The 25,764-nt window shown below is 41.2% G+C and carries 12 protein-coding genes; 5 read left to right on the forward strand and 7 right to left on the reverse strand.

The window, feature by feature from the left end; all coding sequences use genetic code 11:
* Positions 1-66: 66 nt before the first annotated feature.
* Positions 67-432 (reverse strand): Lin0512 family protein, encoded by a 366-nt coding sequence (locus CDC37_RS15205; protein ID WP_096622838.1) that lies wholly within the window; start codon positions 430-432, stop codon positions 67-69.
* Positions 433-639: 207 nt separating this feature from the next.
* Between CDC37_RS15205 and CDC37_RS15210 the strand changes: the two genes are divergently transcribed.
* Entirely contained in the window at positions 640-1,917 is a 1,278-nt protein-coding gene (locus CDC37_RS15210) for an amino acid permease (RefSeq protein WP_096622840.1), read from the forward strand.
* Positions 1,918-2,031: 114 nt separating this feature from the next.
* Here CDC37_RS15210 and CDC37_RS15215 read toward each other — a convergent pair whose 3' ends face one another.
* From CDC37_RS15215 to CDC37_RS15240, 6 genes are all read right to left on the reverse strand, one after another.
* Entirely contained in the window at positions 2,032-2,550 is a 519-nt protein-coding gene (locus CDC37_RS15215; RefSeq protein ID WP_096622842.1) for an SH3 domain-containing protein, read from the reverse strand.
* Positions 2,551-2,649: 99 nt separating this feature from the next.
* The gene (locus CDC37_RS15220) at positions 2,650-3,906 is read right to left on the reverse strand and encodes a glycosyltransferase (protein WP_096626269.1); all 1,257 of its coding nucleotides are present in this window, start codon (positions 3,904-3,906) and stop codon (positions 2,650-2,652) included.
* A 468-nt stretch (positions 3,907-4,374) separates the two neighbouring features.
* Positions 4,375-5,406 carry a glycosyltransferase family 2 protein gene (locus tag CDC37_RS15225; protein ID WP_096622844.1) on the reverse strand — a complete coding sequence of 344 codons (1,032 nt, stop codon included), beginning with the start codon at positions 5,404-5,406 and terminating at the stop codon, positions 4,375-4,377.
* Between the two features lie 408 nt (positions 5,407-5,814).
* On the reverse strand, positions 5,815-6,816 hold the full coding sequence (locus CDC37_RS15230; protein ID WP_096622846.1) for an NAD-dependent epimerase/dehydratase family protein: 1,002 nt from the start codon (positions 6,814-6,816) through the stop codon (positions 5,815-5,817).
* Positions 6,817-6,904: 88 nt separating this feature from the next.
* Positions 6,905-8,080 (reverse strand): ABC transporter permease DevC, encoded by a 1,176-nt coding sequence (gene devC, locus CDC37_RS15235; RefSeq protein WP_096622848.1) that lies wholly within the window; start codon positions 8,078-8,080, stop codon positions 6,905-6,907.
* 129 nt (positions 8,081-8,209) lie between these two features.
* Positions 8,210-9,406 (reverse strand): ABC exporter membrane fusion protein, encoded by a 1,197-nt coding sequence (locus CDC37_RS15240; protein ID WP_096626270.1) that lies wholly within the window; start codon positions 9,404-9,406, stop codon positions 8,210-8,212.
* A gap of 3,420 nt (positions 9,407-12,826) precedes the next feature.
* Here CDC37_RS15240 and CDC37_RS15245 point away from each other — a divergent pair.
* The 4 genes from CDC37_RS15245 (at position 12,827) to CDC37_RS15260 (ending at position 25,636) form a co-directional block, all read left to right on the forward strand.
* Positions 12,827-18,286, forward strand: a complete 5,460-nt coding sequence (locus CDC37_RS15245; RefSeq protein ID WP_096622850.1) for a type I polyketide synthase — start codon at positions 12,827-12,829, stop codon at positions 18,284-18,286.
* 33 nt (positions 18,287-18,319) lie between these two features.
* A complete protein-coding gene (locus CDC37_RS15250; protein ID WP_096622852.1) occupies positions 18,320-18,832 on the forward strand; it encodes a carboxypeptidase regulatory-like domain-containing protein in 513 nt (170 codons plus the stop codon).
* A gap of 352 nt (positions 18,833-19,184) precedes the next feature.
* The gene (locus tag CDC37_RS15255; protein WP_442861042.1) at positions 19,185-20,909 is read left to right on the forward strand and encodes an SDR family NAD(P)-dependent oxidoreductase; all 1,725 of its coding nucleotides are present in this window, start codon (positions 19,185-19,187) and stop codon (positions 20,907-20,909) included.
* A 107-nt stretch (positions 20,910-21,016) separates the two neighbouring features.
* The gene (locus tag CDC37_RS15260; RefSeq protein WP_096622856.1) at positions 21,017-25,636 is read left to right on the forward strand and encodes a PfaB family protein; all 4,620 of its coding nucleotides are present in this window, start codon (positions 21,017-21,019) and stop codon (positions 25,634-25,636) included.
* The last annotated feature ends 128 nt before the right edge of the window (positions 25,637-25,764 follow it).

A 25,764-nucleotide genomic window follows, 5' to 3' on the forward strand; every position in this document is an offset into this window, starting at 1 on the left:
TTTGGGTTGGGGATTACTCTTCGATAAGCCCTCCACACCATTTTCCCTGCATATCTATAATACTTTTTAAGTTGGCAAATCAACAAACACCGTCACAGCTGCCACGGCAATTAACATTTCATCATTTTTGTCATTGAGAGAAGCGATCGCCCGACCCGCAACAACCATTCCCCCGGTTTCGACGATTAATTTTTTTTGACCGAATTGTAATACAGCTAAAACCTCATCTTCCCTGACTTGCTCCGGATAGGGAACAGCCACTTTTACCTCCACAACCATTTGGTTCGGGTCACTTAAACCTGCGACCTCCCATACTCCCGGTAAAGCATTGTGAGCGATCGCATTCCGGACAGCTCTTGCTGCTGCAACTGTGGGTTCTTGACCGTGCTGGTCGATACCCATTCCCATTTCAATAATTAGACGCTTGAGCATTGTGATTGTGATTAGAGGTTATACCGTTTCACTTTGGAGTTGATACCTTTAGGGATGCAGAGGGAGTAAATGTATCAAAATTTTAGTGAAATGATATTAGTATGCATCTTCTGGTGAAAATGGATCACTTGACTAATTTGTTAAAATTACTTTACTAGAATTAATAAATATCAATAAAAAAAATAAATCAGCACAAACAAGTTAAGTATGGCGAAAGTATCCCAAGTCAACCCAAATCGATTATTTTCTAACTTAGAATTGGTTAGCGGTCGCCTACAACATCAACCGGGTAGTTTGTGGGGAAGTGTGGCATTAGTTGCGGGAACTACGGTTGGTGCGGGGATTTTGGCTTTACCTGCGGTGACGCTCCCTTCCGGGATTTTGCCTTCAACGGTGCTATTGATTGCTGTTTGGGGATTTGTAGTGGTTTCGGCGTTGTTAATTGCTGAAGTTGCTATTAATGGAATGCGCAGTACTGGGAAGGCTAGCAATGGTTTACGGACAATGGTGGCTGGTACTTTAGGAGAGTTTGCTGCCCAAGTAACAGGTATACTATATCTTTTTTTGAATTATGCCTTAATTGTGGCCTATATTTCCCAGGGTGGGGATATTTTGAGTGCAGCTTTAGCAAGGATTTTATCCCTGGAGAAAATACCAATTTGGGTGGGAAAGACGGCTTTTGTGGTGATTTTTGGAGGTATGTTGTACTCACTACGGGAAAAAGTTGTTGAGAAAATCAATAGTGCCTTTGTGGGAATTGTGATTGTTTCCTTTCTGGGATTACTATTATTAGTTCGTCAACAAATTAATCCGGCCCAATTCCTATTACAAAATTGGTTTGCCCTACCGGGAGCAGTTTCTGTCATGTTGGTAGCGTTATTTTTCCACAATATTATTCCGGTAGTAGTGGTGCAACTAGAAGGTGATATCAGCAAAATCCGTCAATCAATAGTTCTGGGTTCGGCTATTCCCATGCTGATGTTTTTAGTGTGGAATGGGGCGATTTTAGCAAGTGTGAGTCCCGATTTATGGCAGTCCCAGAATCAATTTGACCCCTTGCAAATATTAAGAAGTGGAAATGCGGGAGAATGGTTAGGGATTTTAGTTTCATTATTTTCTGAGTTTGCCATTGTCACCTCATTTATCGGCTTTGTTTACGGATTAATTGATTATTGGCAAGATATCACTCAAGAAATCAAAAATCATCGCTTCAGTTTACAATTAAATCGCCTATCCACCTATTCGATTGTCCTACTACCAGCAATTGGTCTATCAAATCTGAATCCCAATTTATTTTTTGTCGCCCTTGATTACGCAGGTACATTTAGCATGTCCATTTTAGGGGGAATTATTCCTGCTCTCATGGCTTGGCAACAACGCCGTAACCATCAACAAAATAATTATCAATACAATTATCTTGTCGGTGGTGGTAATTTGACTTTAATTATCTTAGCAGGAATTGGGGTTTCGATTATTTTGATTTAAGGGAATCGGGAGTAGGGGAAGAAAATGGATCCAAATTTTGGGTGAAATGGTATGAGGGAGTAGGGAATCAAGAAGTGGTCTGTCAACCATAACCGACTGAATCAAAAATCCAAATTATTCAGTTTTTTCTGTATTTCCTGCCTTGACCCAACCTTCCTGACCGCTACCCTTCAAACGGATTTTTTGCCAAGCTCCGTCATTACTTTGACTTAACACAATTACTTCTTCATTAAAACCAACTCCTCCAGCTCGTTCTGCTTCCGCTTGGGGTTGGGTACGGATACTGAGTCCCTGTGGCCAAGTGACGCGAGCGGTGTAAGCACCGGGAGGGAGTTCCTCCGCAACTTCGGTGGGAGTTGGTGTGGGAGTTGGTGTGGGGGTTGGTGTGGGGGTTGGTGTGGGTTTAGATGCGGTTGTTGGTGAGGGGGAGGGAGACTTTTGATCGGGGTTAGCTTTAGCTGCTTCCCTCGCTGCTCTGGCTTTGATTTCTGATTGGTCGTTACTGAAGATCGGTTTAGGAGGGTTGATGGAGGTACGATTCATGAAATATAGTGCGGTCGCAACTCCACCGCCAATTAAAATTGCGATCGCTAAAAAAAATCCGAAAATAAATTTAAATATATTCCCAATCATAGATGTCTTAAATGCATTCAGGATAGCCTGGCTGAATCGATATTAGCATTGAGTTGAGTATTTGGTAGATGGGAGGCATAAATCTATAACCGGAAATTATCAAGAAATGTTGCGCTGATGGGATTCTGTACTTTGGAAGGGAGCATAATGCAAAACTCGAATTTTCCAGGGACGATAAATGCGGTAAATTACACCTTGCCACTGGACAACTCGTATCCGTAGGGAAGTTAATAATGTCCAGATATGTACCCATTGGGTCAGGGGTGTGGCAATTAACATCTTGATTACCGTTGGTAGATTGATTTTGGGGATGGGTTCACCTCCGGTGCGGATGACGCGACGTGCTTCTCGGTCTAAGGTTAATGCTAGCAGTAATAATCCAAATATGTATAAACAATAGGTGGTAATTAATGTTGCTATTGTATTTAACTCTAGACGAATTAAGGCAATGATAATTAAGAGTAAACAGAAATTAGGTAAAACAACTGTAAAAAAAGCATCATAAATCACTAGTAACCAGAACGGGTGGTAAAGACGGGATGCAAGTAATTTTCTTTGCAGAGATTCAATGACCCTGGGAAGGGTGGAGTCTTGGCGATTCAGAATGAGAGCGGAAGGAACGAATTTCACCTTAAATTTATGTTTACCTAAAATACCGCGTAAAGGTATGTCCTCCACATAGGCTTGACTCCATTTTTCCAGTAATCCAGTGCGATAAATTACATCAGTTTTCATTGCGAGGGAACCACCCCAAGCAATCCCATATAAAAACATTTGTACAACCGCAGAAATATTCCACAAATAGCGCACCCAAGAACCCCAATATTCTCCGGTGGGTAAATACCAGCGATTACCCGTGGTTACACCAATTTCTGGAGGTGCAAGGGGGATAACTAAATCCCGTAACCAGTTTGGATGGACGACTACATCTGCATCCACAAATGCGACCACTGCACAATCTGGGTCGAGGGTGGAAATAGCTTGGACTAGGGAAGCACATTTGAGGCTACAATTTGCGGGAATTTCTGTTAGTACAGATAGTTCAATCGGGGGTGTTGCGATGTCGCTGCGAATCTGATTGACCAGATTTATCGCTGGATCCTCCAGACTATCGAGAATAATTTTGATATTGTAGTGGGGATAATTTTGTTGGGCGATCGCTCGTAAACATTTTTCTAAAAATGGATTGAGACCACGTAAACTCAAAATCACCGTGGCTTTGGGTAAGTTAATTTGCTCAATGGTTTTTGGTTGACTAAAAAGTCGTAAATAAGCAATAAAAATACCGCTAAATAAAACTAGTGTCACAAACCAGGTGAATAGGGTACGTGATAAGAGATTTGCTAATGATTCCATGAGAGTTAGGTGTGGGGAAAAATAGATATGAATATGAGGATAATTAATGTGGTATTGCTGAATAAAAATCTGAATTAAAAATTTCACGTTTAGAGGTTGTTTGGAAAGCATTAATTATCACTATTTTGACTATCGTCCTGACTATGGATATGGGGTTATAAAGCTGATTTTTCCTTCGAGAGTACAGACGCGACGTGTCGCGTCTCTTCCCATTCCCAAAAACGATAATTCAAGTATTAAAATCGACTTTTAAAACATCCTCTGAGTAGAGACGTAGCATTGCTACAGTAATCCGATTTAAGTTGTGAAAAATAGCGTACCGTTGACTGATGACTGGTGACTGTTAATCGTCAACTGTCAACCGTTAACAACTCTACATGTAAGATTTTATAAATCCCCCTCGGACTGCTGTATATCTCTACGACAATAATTTTGTTTTTAATCCCAATCTTAAACAATTATCATTTATCATTTAGATCCAAATTCAGTAACGCCATGAATAGGTTTTTGTGAACATATATATTCATCTGACTCTTGAGAAGTGGTTTGACCAAGTAGATTTTGCCAATATTTTTTTGCTGCATAAATTAAGTCCTGAATTAGTAATTTATCGTGACATTTAAATTCATCTAAAATACTCAATAGACAATCTAAGCGTTCAGACTTCGTCATTGTCCCCATCCCCACAGAACGAATATATTCAATCAAAATCCGCCAATGGGGAAATAATATTTTGTCTTTATTCGCCGAATCAAACCAAATTGCATAGGCATAAAAATCTGGCAAAATTTTCTGTGATTGCGGTTCTGGATGCATTGCAATAGCAAGATGATTCGGAAAAAACATACTCATCGATTGCTGGGGATGACTACGGGCAAAAAATAAGTATTCTGGTATTTCGTAAAACTTTCCTAGTAATGCTAAACGTAACAAAAATATGGCATCTGCGGCTCCATGACCACCCATCTTAGGAGATTTTTTTAATGCTTCTGTGCGCATAACTCCGTAACATTGATAGCAGAAATGCATGACTAACAATGCTCGAAATCTATCTACAATATTATCGACATCAGTAGTAATATGAATCTGATATTTCCCAAAAACTTTACCAGTTTCATCGATAAAATTAGTGCGAGTATGGCACAAGATAATACTCGGATCTGCGTCTAAAATCTGGATACAGGCTGCCAAGAAATTCGGTGCATGTAAATCATCGTAGGCAGCCCATTTAAAATACTTTCCCTGGGCTAATTCACGCACGCGATTAAAGTTTTGGGCACAACCAATATTTATCGGATGACGATAATAGCTAATGCGTCGATCTTGTTGAAGATATTCTTGACAAATATCCACCGTCCCATCGGTGGAGGCATTATCACAAATAATTAATTCAAAATCAGTAAATGTCTGTGATAGCAATGAATCTAGTGCTTGGGCTAGATATTTTTCACCATTGTAAACTGGTAGTCCAATTGTTAATTTAGGAGCTATTGGGGACATAAATATTTCATTGATTTATTGTTACCTATCTATTACCTACCGCAGTTATAAATAGTTTTTTAAATCCTATATGTAGGTTTGTTAACGGTTGACAGTTAACGGTTAACAGTCACCAGTCAACATCACACTTTTTCACTACTTAAACCGGATTGCTATATCTATTATTTTTGACTATTGAAATCCGGTTTAGTTTTTGAATCGAATTATTAATTCATCCCAATTCTTTGTGAAGCTGCTCACAAAGTATAACCCACCCTATAGAAGTGTTTTCTCACGGAGTACCTTCTCCAAGATTCGGGGAGGAGGTTCTTGATATGCATCTTCTGGTTAAATTGGTATGAGAGAATAGTCAGCAGAAACTGGATGGAATTTTTCCCAATATGTAAATAGAACTCCCATAACCAATATTTATTTAATTTTGGTAATATCAACCGTTTGTAACCAAGCTTGAATTTTTGCCATCCCTTCAGATAAACTCACCTTGGGTTCGTATTTCAATTTAGTTTGGGCTTTAGTGATAGAATATGCATAGGGACGACTCATAAAATCAATAGATTCTGGTAATATATCCACCTCCTTACGTAATAACTTTTGTCCCTGCGATCGCACTTTCAAAAATAATTTAATTTCCTCTTTCCCCAAGGAAAAGGGAGGGGAATAATTACCTATTTTTGCTAATTGATCAAAATATTCTTTCCAACTCGTGTCTTGACCATCGGTAATGTTAAAAATTTCCCCGTAGGTTTGCTGCTCTATTGTTAAAAAAATGGCATCAATTAAATTATCCACGTAGACATGATTCATTACCCCTCGACCGTTGTCAGCGTAAGCAAATTGTTTTTGCTGCATCATTTGCAAGGGACGGACTACCCAGGGTATACACCCAGCACCGTAGACATCACCAGCACGAATGATAATTACCCCAAAATCGGGAGGATGATTTTGTTGTAGAACCAACTGTTCCGCTTCCAATTTGGTTTGACAGTAGGGATTAGAACTAGGAGTTAACTGGACATCCTCGGTAATGCGATCGCGATAATTAAAACCGTATACTAACCCACTTGATAGGTATATAAATGTACTTACTTTATGTGTCTTGGCTAAATTTAACAGGTTTTTAGTTCCCTCCACATTTAGCTGACGAAAGACTTTAATTGCACCACCTTCCTTCGCTAGTTCCTCCGTATGGAGGATGATATCCACACCCTGACACGCGGATTTTGTGGCTGTTGTATCCGTCACACTCCCCAGGGTGACATGTACCCCTAAAGTCTCAGCCAACTTTGCACGTTGGGGAGAACTTTCCATCCCCCGTACTTTCATTCCCCGTGCGATCGCAATTTCTGCCATCCGTAGACCGATAAATTCACCAACACCAGTAATCAACAGAGTTTTTTCAGATAAGTTCATTAGCAAAAATTTAATAGGAATACAGTTGAAATAACCATCGGAATTGATTTTGGATTTTAGTGTCGATATAACAACTAAAAGCTCAAAACTAAAATATTTCTGCTGGGTCAGTAGAGCGCAATTGATTAATAGTTAAAGCGCCGGATGTCATACACATCAAAATAGTTGAAACCAAGACGATTATCATGTTTTGTCCACTCATCATAATGGGTAATCTGGTGACATCCATTGCAAAGTCATATAAACCAATGGAAAAAATAAAACCTGGTATATATGCTAATAAAGCTAAAATTATTGCCTGTTGAAAGACTACACTAAATAAATAATTATTAGCGTAGCCAATCGCCTTTAAGGTTGCATAGGCCACTAATTGACTGGAAATATTACTGTAAAGAATTTGATAAACAATCACAATTCCTACAATCGAAGCCATTGTTAACATCAAGTTTAAAATAAAACCAATAGGTGTCCGGGTTGCCCAATAATCCTTTTCAAAATCAATAAATTCCTGCTTCGTAAACACAATTACATCATTAGGTAATACAGCCTCAAGTTTTGCCCTAATATCCTTTAAATTAAAACCAGGTTCTACTTTAATTACACCAATATCAATCATTTCGGCTGGACGGGTATTGGGAAAAATCCGTAAAAAAGTTGAATCACTTACCAATAAATTTCCATCCACACCAAAGGACGGCCCTAAACTAAATAAACCACCAACTCTCACACGATATCCTGCTAAGGCATTAAAAGGATAAATCTCAATTACCTGGTCTTGTCCCTGTTCAAATAACTCGGCTACATTCCCAAATTCGGGACGGGAATTGCGGTCAAATAAAACCACATCCGGTGTTTTGATTTTATCAATATTTTCCTTGACTTCGGGAATATCAATCGGTGATCTACTTGGTTCAAATCCAATCACATAAATTGAATATTTTTGTCCCGTAGTCGGATTTCTAAATTTAGCAAATCCCATTGAAATCGGACTAACCGCCGCAACTCCTTCAAATCCTAACGCTTGATATAAGCGTGAGCGAAAAAAACTTTGATTTGCGGTCAAGGATTTATATTGTGAACTAACTAGAAATAAATCTCCTTTAAGATTTTTATGCACCTGGGTTGCACTTGCATATAATGCATCCTGAAAACCCAGTTGCATAAACATTAAAATTACCAGAAAGGAAATCCCTGCTACAGCTACTAATGAACGAACTTTATTCCGAACTAGCTGTAGCCATGCTAAGGGTATTTTAAAACTCATGTAATTGATACTGCTTTACTTTGGATTGTTTACATATCCCATTTTTATTGTTAAGGGTTGACAGTTAACTGTTAACTGTCAACAAACAACAAAATTTCTAGAGAATAATTTTTTGTCTTCCCCAAGGGATTAAATTTGGATAGATACATCAACCTGTAAATTAGTTAATCGCGCAACTAATTGACTATCCTCTGGGTCATCAATGCGAATTTTGACTTGAATTACACGACGATCCGTATCTGCTGCGGGATTAACACTCAAAATTCTTTGACGTTCGACCTGTAAACCGATATCGGTGACAACTCCTTCAATTTGACGGTTGAATGCAGTGCTAGTAATAATTGCTCTTTGTCCAGGTTTGACTTTAGCAATGTCGGTTTGATAAACTTCTGCTACCACATACATTTGGGAAGTTTTGCCAATATCCACAATACCTTCACTACCAATTACTTCACCGGTTTTGGTATGAATTTTTAAAATCTGACCATTAACAGGTGATTTCACCATCGTTAACTCGTGTTCTGCTTTCGCTTTTGTTAACGCACTACGGGTACTTCTTAATTCTGCTTCCGCTAATTCCACATCAACCGGACGCACTTCATTCAAACTTGCTAATCTCGCTTGTCCTTCCCGAACTTGATTAGTAATTGTATTAATACTACGACTCAAGGTTGCTTTCGATTCGCGGATTTGTTGTCGTAGGGTATCAACTTCTAAACGTTTTGATTCCGCTAAAGATACGGATACTGCTCCATCCCGTAGTAGTTGTTGATAGCGGTTATTTTCAGTTTTGGCATTATTTAACTGGGTCTGAAGTCTAGCAATTATCGCTTGCTGTGCTGCTACTTCACCTCGCAGTTGAGCATTTAATTGAGCAATCATCGCAGCTTGTGCTTCAATATCAGCATTTTTTGCACCTGCTTTCACCTGTGCTAACCGTGCTTGACTAACTTCTACCTGGTCTCTTGCTTGTTGTAGTGCTGCTCTTGTCCTTGCATAACCTTCTAAATGAGCAATTACCTGTCCTTGTTTAACTTCTTCCCCCTCGGTAACTAACATCTGTTCAATCCGGACACCACTGAGGGAACTTGGTGCAGATAACTGGGTGACTTCACCTTCTGGTTCAATTCTTCCTAGCGCTGTGACTGCAATTCGAGTGGGGGTAACTTGGGGTGTTTGATTGGATGTCCCTGGTACTAGGGTTAAAAATCTGGATGCATTATAAATTACAAATGCTAAACCAGCGATACCTACTGCAAAAGTGAGTAGCATTCTCCAACGAAAAGTTGAGTTGGCTAATATCCGTTTCTCGTTTTCAATTGACATTGTTATTATTCCTTTTTGGATTTTAGATTTTGGATTACTCTTGAGTTGATCCGTTATTTCTGCATTTTTCACTAGGTGATAAGGGTTGATTTTCCTACTACTCACTATTCTCCATTCCCTAATTCTTGCCATTTTTAGGGGTATTCGTCTGTGGATTTTGGATTATATATCAATCCCGATTTAAGTAGTGAAAAATAGCGTGCTGTTGACTGATGACTGGTGACTGTTAACCGTTACCCTATATATAAGATTTCACAAATTATTTAGGACTGCGGTATTTGCCGATAGCTGATTTCATGGAGTATAAAAATGAGGGATTTCACTGTTTTTGTTTTGATTACCTGTGCTATTTTCCCTATCATAAGTTAGCTTAGTTTCACTCTAAATAGATTGTTTGATTCTTGCAGATTTCAGTCATCAGCTTGATTATCTCTTGGAAACACAGCCTAGTACTAAATGGCAGGAAGCTCAAAATATTAATATATAAGCTTTTCCCTCCAATTAATGGTTGCTTTATTTACACCGACCGTTACTATGAGAGTTATTTTGGGTGTAGAGACAATGCTGAAAATTCATCTTTTTCCTAGGGAAATTGGGATATTTGTAAACTTGACAGCAGAAGTTATGCAATTCTTTTTCAATTTGTAATCGTCGGTAATTCAAATATTTTATGCACCTGGAGGATTCAACTTTACTGCCATTGAGTCTTCAATTTTATTGTTGAATGAATTGCTTAAATGAAGTGTAAAATTAATGACAAAGATAAGGGAAAATCAAATTGAAGAAAAGATTGATTTAACTGTATTTCTCACAGGAAAGTCATAACCCATTAGCTAATGGTTGGATTTTCCTACTACTTCCTAATCCCTGTTCCTTACTCACTGAAAGTTTGAGAAGTTTGTGAGAAATTTGGTTTTAATCCTTGATTTTTAAGATAACACAAAAGCAATTGATTGCACTATCAAATTTTGGGCTTTTGTTAGGGAGTAACTAATTTATTTTGATGGATTTAATGACAGATTTTTACCACTGATGTTGCTACTTTTTGTTAGCGGGTAACAGTCAACAATATTGCTAATCCACCCATATCTCCATCACCCCCATTTCTCACAAAACCCTAAAACTCATGGGGAATAGTCCGTGACGGGAGTAGAAGGAAAATCAATCCGTTACTCAAGGCTTATATCGATTATCTTTTACTTTGAAATAAATAAAACTAGAATAATCAACGCTTATAGCTCCTGAGATGTAGCAATCATTAGCGTAAACGATATTACAACTTACTTGTGAGAAATCCAGGATCAGAGGAGAAAGCTGTCACTGCATCATTATCTAGCTTGCTTCCCATAGGGTACCCAGGGGAAAGAAAGTAGTCACAAAAATCATGCGATCGCTGCGGATAAATCTTCTCTCACGGGAAGACGTTGCGTAAATCCTGTATATAATGCGATCGCAAATTTGCTCTCAGACAGTCAAAAGCGATCGCTTTGTCACGGATATCCTCACTCATGGTAATTTCAGCAGCACAATCTGCGAGAAAACTAATTTTCAGTTTGTAGTCGGGTATAAATCCCTGACCACAAACCGAACCATTCCACTGTCTGCAAAAGGTGTTGAGTAGCGGGTTGATTTTCCTACTACTCCCTGAAAGCTTTTGGGGTTTGTGAGAAATCCGAGAAATGACCTGTTGATTGATGCTTACCTCCAGGAGATAGAAAGTGATTAAGATAGTTCGAGAATAATTGGCTTGGTTTATCTAGAAATTTGGATTGACGCAGTACCATTCCTCTCTATTTCATATTCCCATAGATTATCTATCTGAATAGATATTTGTGCTACTCCATGATGGAAGACGAAAATATTTTTCTTTGGTTTCTTAATTTTCACTCTTTAATTATAGTTATTGATTAACAAAAAGCTAGGCTAATAGTCTTTAATTATTTCCTAATTACCTGTTATCTATCGCAACCCAATTTAATTCGTGAAAAATATTGCTTTTAGCTGTACTCTACCGGAAGTATTCTTGTTGATAAGTCGCACTACAGGTGTCTACGTCTATGGCTGTTTACTGTCAACCGTTAACAGTCAACAACCCTAAATGTAAGATTTTACAAATCATTTAGGACTGCTATACTCCCTTTAACTGTTAATCCCTAACAATCAAAAAGTAAATCGGTAAATCTATCTTTGCTCAGATGACATTACCCAAGTATCTAACATTATCCTAAAAAGAGCTAAGTAATTTAATTCCCAGTAGTCAAGCTATTTTGCACGAATATTTTACATATTTGTAAATTTTGACTGATATCTGGGATGAATTTCGCTATCATCAAATTACGATAATTTCTCACCAGGAGATAGACTTGTCACAGCAAATGTTAGCGATTAACAATTAATTATGTACAAATTGTTCAACAATTTTCAATTTATGATTTAAACTGAAGACAAAGGATGTAAATCATCTCTAAGTCTATTCACTTCCAGAAAAATAAAGTAACTTTCGGTAACGGAGATGTCAGACTAACAAAACAGAAAATCTCTAAACTATATAATCTTAGTCCCTATTTTTGGCGTTACTCTGGATGCAACAATATCAATAAGTGATGTTATTTATCCCAACTAATTGATATTATTAAATTCATGGGTAAGCCCAAGACAAAAGTCTTTCTGTTCCCATCGCTACTTCTAAGTTCCCTGAATTTAAACTAGAATCAGTTTCTCCTAGTTTGTACCATCATCAATTGATTGAATTTACCTGGTTACAAATTTACCCTATGGTTATTTCACTAGTCCTCATAATTTAATTGGTTTACTTCTCAATTTTTGGGAATCAAGCGTAGTCTAGATTTTGTTCGGGAATAATTGCAGATACATAGTTATTATTTTGACGAATTATACTAGTCGGCTTGGTTTGTTCAGGACATCTCATGATGAAATTCTGTATATCTTGATAGAATCGATGAGATATTTATCCACCTATATCATTGAAAAAATGGTTTATTAGATGAATCATTGAGAGATGAGTGTGCAGAATTTGTATAGAGAATTAATCCGAAATTTCATCACACTAAACTGTAGTGTAAATCCATATCTGAGAAGATAATATTTTCAAGGGTTATGAAGTCGGAATAATTCTTCGGATGTGTGATGTCTAATGTATTTGAGATTCCTGGAATTGCAGAGTTCTGAGGGCAGTTTACAAAAAAACAGTTGAAGATTAGCTGGTTCAAGATGAAAAGCTAATTTTTTAGCTGCACTCACTTATTTTATATTTCTGATTGTGTACTTGAACAATCTGGATGATTAACTGACCTATTCAATATTTTGGGTAGCTAAATTACAGTTTTTTTGTAGCTGTTTGATTGAGTTTATTCTTTTTATGCCGCTCCATTTTCTTGACCTTAGTTTTTTAAATTATCTATGTCTGCTTCCTGGATAGAAAATGCTTTAGCGCAGTTAGAAGCACAAATAAATAATTGCGAACAAGCAGTAATTCGTGTTATCGAAGACAAAAAAAGGATAGAGAGTAAATCTATGGCAAATGATAGCTTAAATCGTAAATTACAGTATAGTCCGATTGCGATTGTGGGAATGGCTTCATTATTTCCCCAATCACGGACATTAGAGGATTATTGGGAAAATATTATTCATCAGGTAGATTGTATTACTGATGTACCAGAAAGTCATTGGCATGTGGATGATTATTTTGACCCCAATCCCCGCACAACTAAAGATAAAACCTATTCTAAAAGGGGTGGATTTATTCCCCATGTTGACTTTAATCCGATGGAATTTGGTTTACCACCGAATATTTTAGAGGTGACTGATGTTTCCCAATTGTTGAGTTTGGTAATAGCCAAAGAAGCAATGGAAGATGCGGGATATGGTCTATCTCGTGAATTTAATCGGGATAAGGTGGGGGTAATTCTGGGTGTGGCTATGGCTAGAAATTTGGGAATTCCCCTGTCTGCGAGGTTACAATATCCGATTTGGGAAAAGGTACTCAAAAGTAGCGGAATTAGTGACCAGGATACGCAGAAAATTATTGAAAAAATGCAAGCTGCTTATATTAAGTGGGATGAAAATGCTTTCCCCGGAATGCTTGCAAATATTGTTGCTGGACGGATTGCCAATCGTTTAAATTTGGGTGGAATTAATTGCGTTGTTGATGCAGCTTGTGCGAGTTCCTTTGCAGCTTTAAAAATGGCAATTAGTGAACTAGTGGAACACCGTTGCGATATGATGCTAACTGGTGGGGTGGATACGGATAATTCGATTACCGCATATATTTCCTTTAGTAAAACCCCCGCTCTGACACCCAGTGATAAAGTGCGTCCCTTTGATGCGAAATCCGATGGGATGATGTTGGGTGAAGGGATTGGTATTTTGGTTCTCAAACGCTTGGAGGACGCAGAACGGGATGGAGATAAAATCTATGCGGTAATCAAAGGGATTGGTACATCCAGTGATGGAAGGTATAAGAGTATTTATGCACCCCGTCCGGAAGGTCAAATGACGGCTTTGCGACGTGCTTACGAAGATGCGGGTTTTGAACCAGCTACGGTTGGTTTAATTGAAGCCCACGGAACTGGAACGATGGCTGGAGACCCGACGGAATTTGCATCCTTGCGTGAATACTTTGGCGAGGAAAATCCCCGTCGTCAGTATATTGCCCTGGGGAGTGTGAAATCGCAGATTGGCCATACAAAAGCGGCGGCGGGAGCAGCTAGTTTAATTAAAACATCTTTGGCGCTGTATCACAAGGTTTTACCGCCAACTATTAACGTTACCGAACCCAATCCCAAATTTAATATTGAAAATACACCCTTTTATATTAATACCCAAACACGTCCGTGGATTCGTCCCCAGGGTGAAGTTCCCAGAAGGGCTGGTGTGAGTGCCTTCGGGTTTGGTGGTACTAATTATCACGTAGTACTAGAGGAATATACTGGTAAACCGAGTCCGGAACTGCGGGTTCACCACACACCCTATCAAATATTGATTGATGGGGTAAATCCGGAAGAATTGCGATCGCAGTTGGAAAATCTGTTGGTGGATTTAGGTGCATCCACGGGTCAGGTAAAATTTATTGAGTTGGTTAAGTTGAGTAAAGAGAAGGAAATCCCTGTCCACCATGCTAGGGTGGGATTTGTGGCTCAGTCGCGGGAAGAAGCGGTTAAATATCTGGAAATTGCGATCGCTCAACTGAAAAAACAGCCAGATGCGGCAGTTTGGGAACATCCCCAGGGAGTATATTACCGTCAACAGGGGATGGAATTGCAGGGTAAGGTGGTGGCTTTGTTCTCTGGACAGGGTTCCCAATATTTGGAAATGGGTCGGGAAGTGGTGATGAATTTCCCGGTGATGCAGGAATTCTATGGTTACATGGATAGTTTGCTGCTCAAGGATAATATGCGACCTTTGTCGGATGTGGTTTTCCCACCACCCGTGTTTAATGAGAATGACCGAGCTATGCAGGTGAGTGCCCTACAACGGACTGAGTATGCCCAACCAGCCATTGGGATGATGAGTGCAGGATTGTATAAAATTTTGCATCAAGCTGGATTGAAACCGGATTTTGTGGCTGGTCATAGTTTCGGTGAAATTACGGCACTGTGGGCGGCTGGTGTATTTAGTGATGCTGATTACTGTGGGTTGGTGAAAGCGCGGGGACAAGCGATGGCTCCTCCCCAAGACCCGGATTATGATGCGGGAGCGATGTTAGCAGTGAGGGAGAATTTAAGTACGATTGAAGCTTATTTGAAACCTTTTTCCCAGGTAAGTGTGGCGAATCTGAATTCACCCCGTCAGGTGGTATTAGCAGGACCGACGGAGGAAATTACCAAAGTGCGTCAGGTGTTGGTAGAACAGGGATTTGCGGCGATGTTATTACCAGTTTCAGCTGCTTTCCACACCTCTTTGATTGCCTTTGCCCAAAAATCCTTTGCGATCGCCCTCAAATCGACAGAGTTTAAACCTCAACAGATTACTACCTATAGTAATGTTACAGCCCATCCCTATCCCCAGGAACCGCAGAAAATTAAACAAATTCTGGAAACCCATTTAGCCAATCCCGTACTGTTTAAACAGCAAATTGAGAATATTTACAATGCGGGGGGATATTGCTTCGTTGAATTTGGTCCACGACGGATATTAACCAACCTGGTTCAAGATATTTTAGGTGAAAGACCCCACATTGCGATCGCCCTAAATCCCAGTGATAGAAAAAATAGCGATCGCAGTTTACGGGAAGCGGTTGTACAGTTACGGGTACATGGGGTTCAGTTACAGGATATTGACCCTCTGCAAAAACTTCCCACACCTCCTGTACCGGAAAATCCCAAAGCTTTGAATGTGCGTCTCAATGGTGTTAACTACGTTTCCCCCAAAACAGCGAAAACCATCGCAGAAGCACTGCAACCAGACCCAAACCTGAAAGTGGTCATTCCCCAATCGACGGTGAATAAAGCTTCCACTAACGGTAAAACCAAAATCGTTGATATTAAATCGGAAATAGTCCCAGGGATTCCAGCTACTAGTAGTTCTAGTACTACTTCTGTCCAATTACCTAGTGGTCATAGCCAAAAAACTCCACCAGATATCACCACTGGTGTCGAAACTAGTGCAACTAACTCCCCCACCCAACCATCGAAACCAAACCCCACATCACCTGTTGTCAAATCAACGATGGAACAAGTACCAAATCAGCGAATTAATTACCAACAAGTTCTCGAAAGCTTGGAATTCGTTCTCAGTCAGTTTCAGCAAAATAACAGCGAGAATTTGCAGGTTCACGGACTCTATCTCAACCATCAGCAAAAATACGTTGAGACGTTTTTCCAACTCCTACAGCAACAGCACAAGCTGCTAATTGACCAAACCTCTGCTACCAACAATATCAAATCAATGGTGACAGAAAGTTTGGAACGTAGCATGACCCAATTTAGCTCTCAGCAAGCTGAAACCCTGCGGGTACATGAACAATATCTCCAAAACCAATTAGCCTATACTCAAAACTTCTTCCAATTCCTTCAACAGGAATATCAAGGTTTGCTTTCTGGTCAGGTTCGGGTGACACAAGCACCTGTTAATCCAGTGGTTCAAAAACCAATACAGGAAGCAGCAATCAATCCAGTAGTTGCACCTATCCCTCAAAAACCAATACAGGAAGCAGCAATCAATCCAGTAGTTGCACCTATCCCTCAAAAACCAGTACAGGAAGCAGCAACCAATCCAGTTCCCCAACCAACACCAACAACAAGTATAGCTACTCCCAGCATTGCAGCAGGTGATGTTGCAGAAACTTTACTCGCAATCACCAGTGAAAAAACCGGTTATCCGGTGGAGATGTTGGAGCTAGACATGGATATGGAAGCAGACCTGGGGATTGACTCCATTAAACGGGTAGAAATCCTCGGTGCAATGCAGGAAGCCTATCCTAATTTACCCCAACCTAACGTTGAAGATTTAGGCGAACTACGGACAATTGGTCAGGTTGTCAATTATATCCAATCCTTGATGGGTCAAGGTGGGGAAACTTCCCCGGTTCAAACACTTACACAAGTTAATACCCAGAGTGTAAATACGCAGCCAACAGTCGCACATGTAACAACAAATATCCAGAATCCAATTCCAGTGAGGGAACCAATTACCGTGAGTGCGACACCTTCGGTGGACTTAGCCAACGCAACTACATCGGTAATTCCAGAAACACCAACTCCAGCGATCGCAATAGCCACTACACCAGTGACTACACCCATTGAACCAGAAGTTCCAGCCAGTTTCGGTGTGAATGCGGAGGAAATGGCCCAAACTCTACTAAATATCACCAGTGAAAAAACCGGTTATCCGGTGGAGATGTTGGAGCTAGACATGGATATGGAAGCAGACCTGGGGATTGACTCCATCAAACGGGTAGAAATCCTCGGTGCAATGCAGGAAACCTATCCCGACCTTCCCCAACCCAATGTGGAAGACCTGGGGGATTTACGCACCATCGGTCAAATTGTTAACTACCTGCAAACGCTGACAGGTGGAGAAAAAAAAAATCACCACCCTCAGTCTGAATTAACTGAATTAAGTCAACCTCAAGTCAATCAACCAGGGGAACAAGCAACCCAACCAACTACCCCCACCGAACCATCAACAGCAAGTCTCAACAATAGTCCCCTACGTCGTCAGGTGTTTCTCAAAACCCTTCCCCAACCTGATTATTTGGAGTTTAGTTTACCAGAGGGACACATCGGTTTAATTACCGATGATGGAACCCTCACCACCACCAAACTTGCAAGCGAACTAACTCACCTAGGTTGGAGAGTCGTCGTTTTGAGTTTCCCAGAAACCATCGTTTCCCAACGCTCACCCCTACCCTCCGGGATTGAACGGGTTGAACTGGACAACATGGATGAACCCCACCTCCAGGAAAAACTGAATGCAATCTGCCAACATTTTGGGAATATTGCTGCATTTATCCATGTCAATCCCCGCTTTGAACTCAACCAAAATGGACGTATTCCCTACATCCCCAGCGAAAAAGCCGTTGTGAAACATGTATTTTTCATCGCTAAACACCTGAAAACCTCCCTTAACCAAGCAGCAAAACTCGGTAGAGCATGTTTTTGCACAGTAGCTCGTTTAGATGGTGCTTTTGGACTCGACCACAACCTCAACTACAGTCCCATCAGCGCTGGACTATTTGGACTCACCAAAACCCTGAATTGGGAATGGGAAAAAGTCTTCTGTCGAGCAATTGACCTCAACCCCACCATCAACGCTGATCAATCCAGCAAAAACATCATCGCTGAACTCCACGACCCTAACCGCTACATTACCGAAGTTGGTTACGGATTGAATGGACGCACAACATTGGTTAGTCAATAGGGTTTACAGACGTGACATGTGTAGAGACGTAACATGTTACGTCTCCACGGGGACATGTTACGTCTCTACAAAATCCACAATCCAATCGGGTCTACCATGCAGGAAATCACCTATATTGGTCGGATTATCGACAACAAAAAACAAGCGCCGATTAGTGGTGCAAAAGTATTGCTCAAAGGTGATGGAATTTCTATCTACACCTACACAGATATTGAAGGTATTTATCGATTCCGCATTATTCCTGGTAGTCGGGGAATGGATGCAACAATCACCGTAGAAACCAAAGGATATAGTCCCTATAGCCGTTCGGTTTATTTATCCAGTCAGGATCAAGACCTGGGTGATATAAAAATCGGTGGTTCATCTTCCTCCCCATCCGATCGACCTAGTAGTCGGTCGGAACGAAATAACCGTAGTTCAGGATTTTTTCCGCTAGTGATTTTGATTGCGATCGCAATTTTGATTTTCGTGGCTTTTTCTAACCGTACTCAAATCAATCAATCTCCTCGCAATCAGAATAATCCCAATGGAAACTTAGTTCGTTAGGAAATGAGGAGACAGAAGAAAAAACATTTCAACATCTTCAAACTAATTCGTAATTACGAATTATCAAATTACGAATTACGAATTATTTAACTTGATGTTTACAGTATAGCTTTCATCGATTGCTGTCGCTAACAAGATTTGATGAAGGATGTGTGGTAAATTTCATCAAATTTATATCACGAAATGTACTCACAGTTACAGCACTAATTAATTTATTTTTGTTGTTAAATTTATCGATTGAATTATGTTGAGTATTAATTATTCAAGCTAGAAGACGACAAAACCAAAATCCATAGACGCGCGTAGCGCGGATCGACCGAAGAGTAATCCAAAATCTAAAATCCAAAATCCCATGACTATGCTTACAGCTATCCATCCCGAATCGGTATTTATTGTTAGTGGCGGTGCGAGGGGAATTACATCAAAATGTGTAATTGAACTGGCTCAAAACTATCCTTGTAAATTTATTTTATTGGGACGTTCTCCCCTATTAGAAACAGAGCCGATTTGGGCACAAAATTGTCAGGATGAAGCGAGTTTAAAAAAACAAATTATGCAACATCTCCTGGAACAGGGAGAAAAACCGACACCTTTAGGTGTGCAAAAAATTTATCAACAAATTGCTGCAAACCGGGAAATCAAACAGACATTAACCACGATTCAGCAAACGGGTAGTTATGTGGAATACCTGAGTGTGGATGTCACCGATGCAGAAGCTTTACAACAAGCAATACAAACAGTCAGCGATCGCGTGGGTAAAATTACTGGAATCATCCACGGTGCGGGGAATCTTGCGGATAAACTGATTGAAAAGAAAACCGGAGATGATTTTGAAAAGGTTTATACAGCGAAAGTTCAGGGATTAGAGAATTTACTGACGGCGATTAATCATCAACAGTTAGAGTATCTAGTGCTATTTTCCTCGGTGACGGGATTTTACGGCAATATTGGTCAAAGTGATTATGCGATCGCCAATGAAATCTTAAACAAATCAGCTCACCTGGTCAAACAACGTCACCCCGGATGTCATGTGGTTGCGATTAATTGGGGTGGTTGGGATAGCGGGATGGTGACACCCCAATTGAAGAAGGAATTTGCGAAACGGGGAATTGAAATTCTCCCGGTGGAAGTGGGAACGAAAATGTTTGTGAATGAACTGCATACCGCAAACCATGAAACGACACAAGTGGTGATTGGAACTCCCATGTTTCCCCCTCCAGTTCCTTTAGATGCGGAATTAAAAACCTATCGTATTCGTCGTCAATTAACAGCAGCAGCCAATCCTTTTTTAGTTGACCATGTAATTTCTGGTAATCTGGTTTTACCAGCCACCTGTGCCATGTCCTGGATGATAAATGTGTGTGAGTATCTTTATCCAGGTTATCAATTATTTCGTGCTAGCGAATTTAAAGTTTTAAAGGGAATTATCGTCAAGGAAAATATTAGTTCCGAATATATTGTCGAAGTTCAAGAATTAGAAAAAATTAACGGTGAAAAAGTAGAAGCTCAAGTCAAAATTTTGAGTTACACCGATGTCGGTCGAGTCACCTATCATTTTAGTACCAAAACCCTTTTAGTCCGGGAAATACCCCCTGCACCGGTCTATGAAAATGTCAATTTAGTGGCAGATAATATTATTACTACCCAGGGAAGTGATTTTTATCGCACTAGTCCATCAGCCCTGTTTCATGGGCCAACTTTTCAATCAATACAAAGGGTAATTAATATCAGTCCGGAAAAAATTACCACCGCATGTTATTGGAAATCAATTAATTCAACCCAACAGGGGCAATTTCCCTATGATTGGGTCAATCCCTACGCAGCAGATTTAAGCACCCATCCTTTATGGGTTTGGCTATATCACTACCATCAACAAGTTTGTTTACCAGGTCAAACCAATATTTACGAACAATTTGCACGCACACCCTGCGATGAATTGTATTACGTTTCCTGCGAAATCAAACAAAAAACAGCAGCATCTATCATTGCGGATTTCATTATTCACGACCAAGACGGCAAAGTCTTCTACAGATTATTGGGAACCAGGGGAATTATTTTACCTAAATTATTAGATTAGACCCTAGGGACGCGGTATTGGTAGAGACGCGATATGGGTTGTAGAGACGCGATATATCGCGTCTCTACGGGGCATTATACATTCATCAATTATCGAGATTATTAACCGTGGAAAAAATAGCAATTATTGGATTTTCTTGTTTATTTCCCGATGCGAAAAATCCCGATGAGTTTTGGCAAAATCTCATTGCACAGAAGGATTCAACGACATCGATTAGTGTTGCCGAATTAGGTGTAGACCCCAGGGTATTTTTTGACCCGCAAAAGGGTAAACCAGATAAATTTTATTCCCTCAAAGGTGCATTTATTCGTAATTTCAAATTTGATGGCAAGGGATATAAATTATCTGCCGATTTTCTGGAAAGTTTGGATAATACTTTCAAATGGTCTTTATACACCGCTCAACAGGCTTTAGCCCATAGTGGCTATCTCAATAGTCCCGAAATATTGGCAAAATGTGGCGTAATTCTGGGTACATTATCCTTACCAACTAAATACTCAAATCGCTTATTTTCACCCATATATCAGGAAGCTTTAAATGCAGCAATCCGTGAGGTTTTAGGTGTACCAGAATTTGAGCTAACTAGTTTAGCTGGAAGTAATCGTGTATCTGCCCATAATGCCATGATATCGGGATTGCCAACGGCGGTAATTTCCCAAGCATTAGGACTTTCCCACCACCATTTTGGCATTGATGCGGCTTGTTCTTCCCCCCAATATGCGATTCGGTTAGCTTCCCATTATCTCTGGACTCATAAAACCGATTTGATGTTAGCAGGGGGTGTCAGTGCGTCCGATCCTTTATTTTTGCGGATGTTATTTTCCAGTATTCAAGGTTATCCCGAAAATAATGATATTAGCCGTCCCTTGGATAAATCGTCACGGGGATTGATGACCGCAGAAGGGTCGGGAATGGTCGTACTCAAGCGGTATGGTGATGCAGTCCGAGATGGCGATCGCATTTATGCCACCATTGCTGGTAATGGTTTATCGAATGATGGACGGGGTAAGCATATACTCAGTCCAAATTCCAAAGGTCAGGTATTAGCCTTTGAACGTGCTTATACTGAGGCTAAAATTGCACCGCAGCAAATTGATTATGTGGAGTGTCACGCAACGGGGACGTTGTTGGGTGATACGACGGAGTTTCAATCGATGCAGGAGTTTTTTGGCAAACACCAAGCAACTCCCCTCATCGGTTCCGTCAAAAGTAATGTGGGACATTTATTAACAGCTGCGGGTGCGGTTGGTTTAATCAAGGTTCTTTTAAGTATGTCTAAAGGAGTCATCCCCGCGACTATTCATGTCAAGGACGGGATGGGGGTAGAGGGTTCAGCAATTTCGCGTAATCAGATTGTCCGTAGTGCTAAAAATTGGTCTGGTCAGGATACGGTCAAACGAGCTGCTGTCAGTGCTTTCGGTTTCGGTGGTACAAATGCCCATATGATTTTGGAACAGGGAATGGTTTCCCATGTCCACCAAAGTCCAGAACCAATTTCCCCTGTACCAATGGCGATTGTGGGGATGGATGGGTTTTTTGGCTGCTATGACGGTTTGGATGCTCTGGAGCGATGCATTTATGAGGGTCGTCAAGGGTTTAAACCTTTACCAGAGTCCCGGTGGTATGGGTTGGAAACTCAGCAGGATATCCTCAAACGCTATGGGTTTGCTGATGGTAAACCTCCCCTAGGTGCGTACATCGATACCTTTGAAATTGATACCCTCGCCTACAAAATTCCTCCCAATGAACTAGGAAAACTCAATTCCCAGCAGTTGTTAATGTTAAAGGTGGCTGATAATGCCCTCAAGGATGCCAACCTCAAAGAAGGTGGAAATGTAGCGGTGTTAATTGCTACCGAATCTGAATTCTCTGTTCACCATTTACAGCAGCGTTGGAATTTGACTTGGCAATTACCGGAGGGGTTGGAAAAATCCGGTTTGGTGAGTCATGGTCAAGGTGTGGAGGAATTGACGACGGTCATCAAGGATGGTATCCATTCACCCGTGGAAACTGGGGAATTTCTCAGTTACATCTCGAATGTGATGGCGAGTCGGATTTCGGCTCTGTGGGATTTTTCTGGCCCCTCTTTGACGATTTCGGCTGGGGAAAATGGTGTTTTCAAAGCCTTGGAAGTGGCTCAACATTTACTATCCACTGGGGAGGTGGAAGCGGTGTTAGTGGGTGCGGTGGATTTAGCCGCAAGCTTGGAAAATGTGTTGCTCCGTAGTCAAGCTGCACAGGTGAATGGGGGAGTACATACCCTCAGTTTCGATGGTAACAGTAATGGTTGGTTAGTCGGAGAAGGTGCGGGTGCAATTGTACTCAAACGCCAAGATATACATACCCAAACCCACCACCGAATTTATGCCACCATCGATGCGATCGCTCTAGTTCAACAACCCGCACCATCCCATCCCCTAAAAACCCGTTTAACTCGACCCGATGCTAAATATGTCACCCAGGTGTGTCAACAAGCGCTACAAACTGCTGGTGTGCAACCTCGTGATGTCGAATATCTGGAGGTCTATGCTAGCGGTGACACGACGGAAAACCAAGCTGAAATCACAGGTTTACTCGCTGCTTACCCAAAGGCAGGGGAAAAATTAACCTGTGCCATTGGTAGTATTAAAGCTAACATTGGTCACGCCTACGGGGCTGGGGGTATGGCTAGTTTAATCAAAACAGCTTTATGTCTGTATTATCGCTATTTACCAGGTACACCCCAATGGTCAGGTGTGGATAACATCAACCCCCTACTAGGTAGTAATTTTTATGTAAATACCGAATCTCGTCCGTGGTTCCTCGGTAAAGACCTCCGTACCCGTGTCGCCGCCATCAATAGTATGGGGATTGATGGTAGTTATGCCCATGTCATCCTCGCAGAAGTAGAGCAAACTGCACCCCGTCCCCACACTTACCTAGCCCAAATGCCATTCCAGCTATTCCCCATCCCCGGTAATAGCCAAGCCGATTTAATCGCTGGTTTACAAACCTTGCAAACCCAACTGGAAAACAGCGATTCCCTCCCCCAAATAGCCCGTAACTGTTTCATTAATTACCAAAACCAACCCCAAGCCCAGTACACCCTCACCATTCTCGGTCGCACCCTCCCCGAACTCACCAGGGAAATTACCGCCGCCTTCACAGGTGTCACCAAAGCCTTTAACACCGGGGAAGATTGGCTCACACCCCAGGGAAGCTACTTTACCCCTAATCCCCTCGGTTCTAGCGGAGGAGTCGCCTACGTATATCCCCCGGCCCTCAGTTCCTATATTGGTATCGGTCGCGACCTATTTCGCCTATTTCCCCAAGTCCACGACGACCCAGCCTTAAAAAGCTTGTATAGTCTAGTTGCCGACGTATCCCAACTAGTCTTTCCCCGCAGTTTAAATAAATTAACACTGCGACAACTAGAAACCCTAGAAAAACAGCTTCTCGACGACTCCCGGGCCATATTTGAAACCGATATGACCTTCGCCAAACTCATCACCCTCATTATCCGCGATCGCTTTCAAGTTCAACCCCAATTCGCCTTTGGTTATAGTCTAGGGGAAACAAGTATGATGGCTGCAACGGGTGTGTGGAGCGACTTTAGCCAAGGAATCAACGCTTTCCATACCTCCCCCCTCTTCGGCGATCGCCTATCGGGTGCGAAAAATGCGGTGCGGGATTTTTGGGGATTACCCCGTGCTGAATCCGGAACTGAGGATGATTTCTGGAGTACATATCTATTAATGGTCCAGAAAAGCGAAGTCGAAGCTTGTCTCCAAGGGGAATCCCAGGTCTACCTTACCCAAATTAACACCCCCGAAGAAGTCGTCATTGCCGGAGCATCCCCAGCTTGCGAACGGGTAATTAAATCCCTAGGATGTAACGCCTTTCGCGCTCCCTTCAACCATGCCATCCATTGTCCACCCATGCGCTCCGAGTACGGGGAAATTGCCCGCCTAAATAGTCTACCAACCCAAGCAGTACCATCGGTAAAATTTTATTTATCCGCCACCTACACAAATCTTAACCAACCCGGTCAAATCATCGATCCCCAACTAATCGGTGACAGCATCGGTAAAGGTCTCACCAGTACCCTGGACTTTCCCCGCTTAGTCAACCAAGTTTACGCAGACGGAGCGCGGATCTTCATTGAAACCGGTTCCGGAAACATTTGTTCCCGTTGGATTGACAAAAACCTCGAAAACAAACCCCACATTGCGATCGCTCTCAATCGTCGGGGTGCAGATGACCACAGTTCCCTGTTACGAGCTTTAGCCAAACTCGTAAGTCACCGCGTTCAACTCGACCTATCCTCCCTATATACACAAATAACCACCCCCAGCAAAACCCCCAGCACCAAACCCGTCACCATCGGTGGACACCGCATCATCGACCAAATCTGCAACGACAACAACCGCACCCACTTTTCCCAAATTATTACCCCCCAAATTCACCCACCAATTTCCCCATTACCTGAATCCCCCCAAGAAAAGGTCATGAATAACAGTTTTACCCCCAACGAATCGTTAGAATTTGGTGCAGATTCATCAAAACCAACCTCGATTACTAATCCCATACCCACCCACCTCCAATCCCTCACCCAAAACAACTCCCGCATTCACCAAACCCACACCACCTTCCTCAAATCACGACACGAATTTAGTACCCAAATCAGTGAAATCATTCAACTACAACTAGCCTGTGCAGAAAATTTGTTGAAGGAAACTAGGGAGTAGCCTACACGTAAATACTTAGAGGATGTTTGTCAAGTATTAATTATCAATATTTTGACTATCGTTCGGACTCTGGACATGGGGTGATAAAGCCGATTTTTCCTTCAAGAGTACAGACGCGACATATCGCG

It is taken from the genome of Calothrix sp. NIES-3974 (genome assembly GCF_002368395.1).
Lineage (GTDB): Bacteria > Cyanobacteriota > Cyanobacteriia > Cyanobacteriales > Nostocaceae > NIES-3974.

Bases quoted from the DNA above. Each gene is read 5' to 3' on its own strand.
- devC (WP_096622848.1), bottom strand. From the start codon at position 8,080: ATGAGTTTTAAAATACCCTTAGCATGGCTACAGCTAGTTCGGAATAAA.
- CDC37_RS15255 (WP_442861042.1), top strand. From the start codon at position 19,185: ATGACTATGCTTACAGCTATCCATCCCGAATCGGTATTTATTGTTAGT.
- CDC37_RS15240 (WP_096626270.1), bottom strand. From the start codon at position 9,406: ATGTCAATTGAAAACGAGAAACGGATATTAGCCAACTCAACTTTTCGT.
- CDC37_RS15225 (WP_096622844.1), bottom strand. From the start codon at position 5,406: ATGTCCCCAATAGCTCCTAAATTAACAATTGGACTACCAGTTTACAAT.
- CDC37_RS15220 (WP_096626269.1), bottom strand. From the start codon at position 3,906: ATGGAATCATTAGCAAATCTCTTATCACGTACCCTATTCACCTGGTTT.
- CDC37_RS15230 (WP_096622846.1), bottom strand. From the start codon at position 6,816: ATGAACTTATCTGAAAAAACTCTGTTGATTACTGGTGTTGGTGAATTT.
- CDC37_RS15210 (WP_096622840.1), top strand. From the start codon at position 640: ATGGCGAAAGTATCCCAAGTCAACCCAAATCGATTATTTTCTAACTTA.
- CDC37_RS15250 (WP_096622852.1), top strand. From the start codon at position 18,320: ATGTTACGTCTCCACGGGGACATGTTACGTCTCTACAAAATCCACAAT.
- CDC37_RS15245 (WP_096622850.1), top strand. From the start codon at position 12,827: ATGTCTGCTTCCTGGATAGAAAATGCTTTAGCGCAGTTAGAAGCACAA.
- CDC37_RS15205 (WP_096622838.1), bottom strand. From the start codon at position 432: ATGCTCAAGCGTCTAATTATTGAAATGGGAATGGGTATCGACCAGCAC.
- CDC37_RS15215 (WP_096622842.1), bottom strand. From the start codon at position 2,550: ATGATTGGGAATATATTTAAATTTATTTTCGGATTTTTTTTAGCGATC.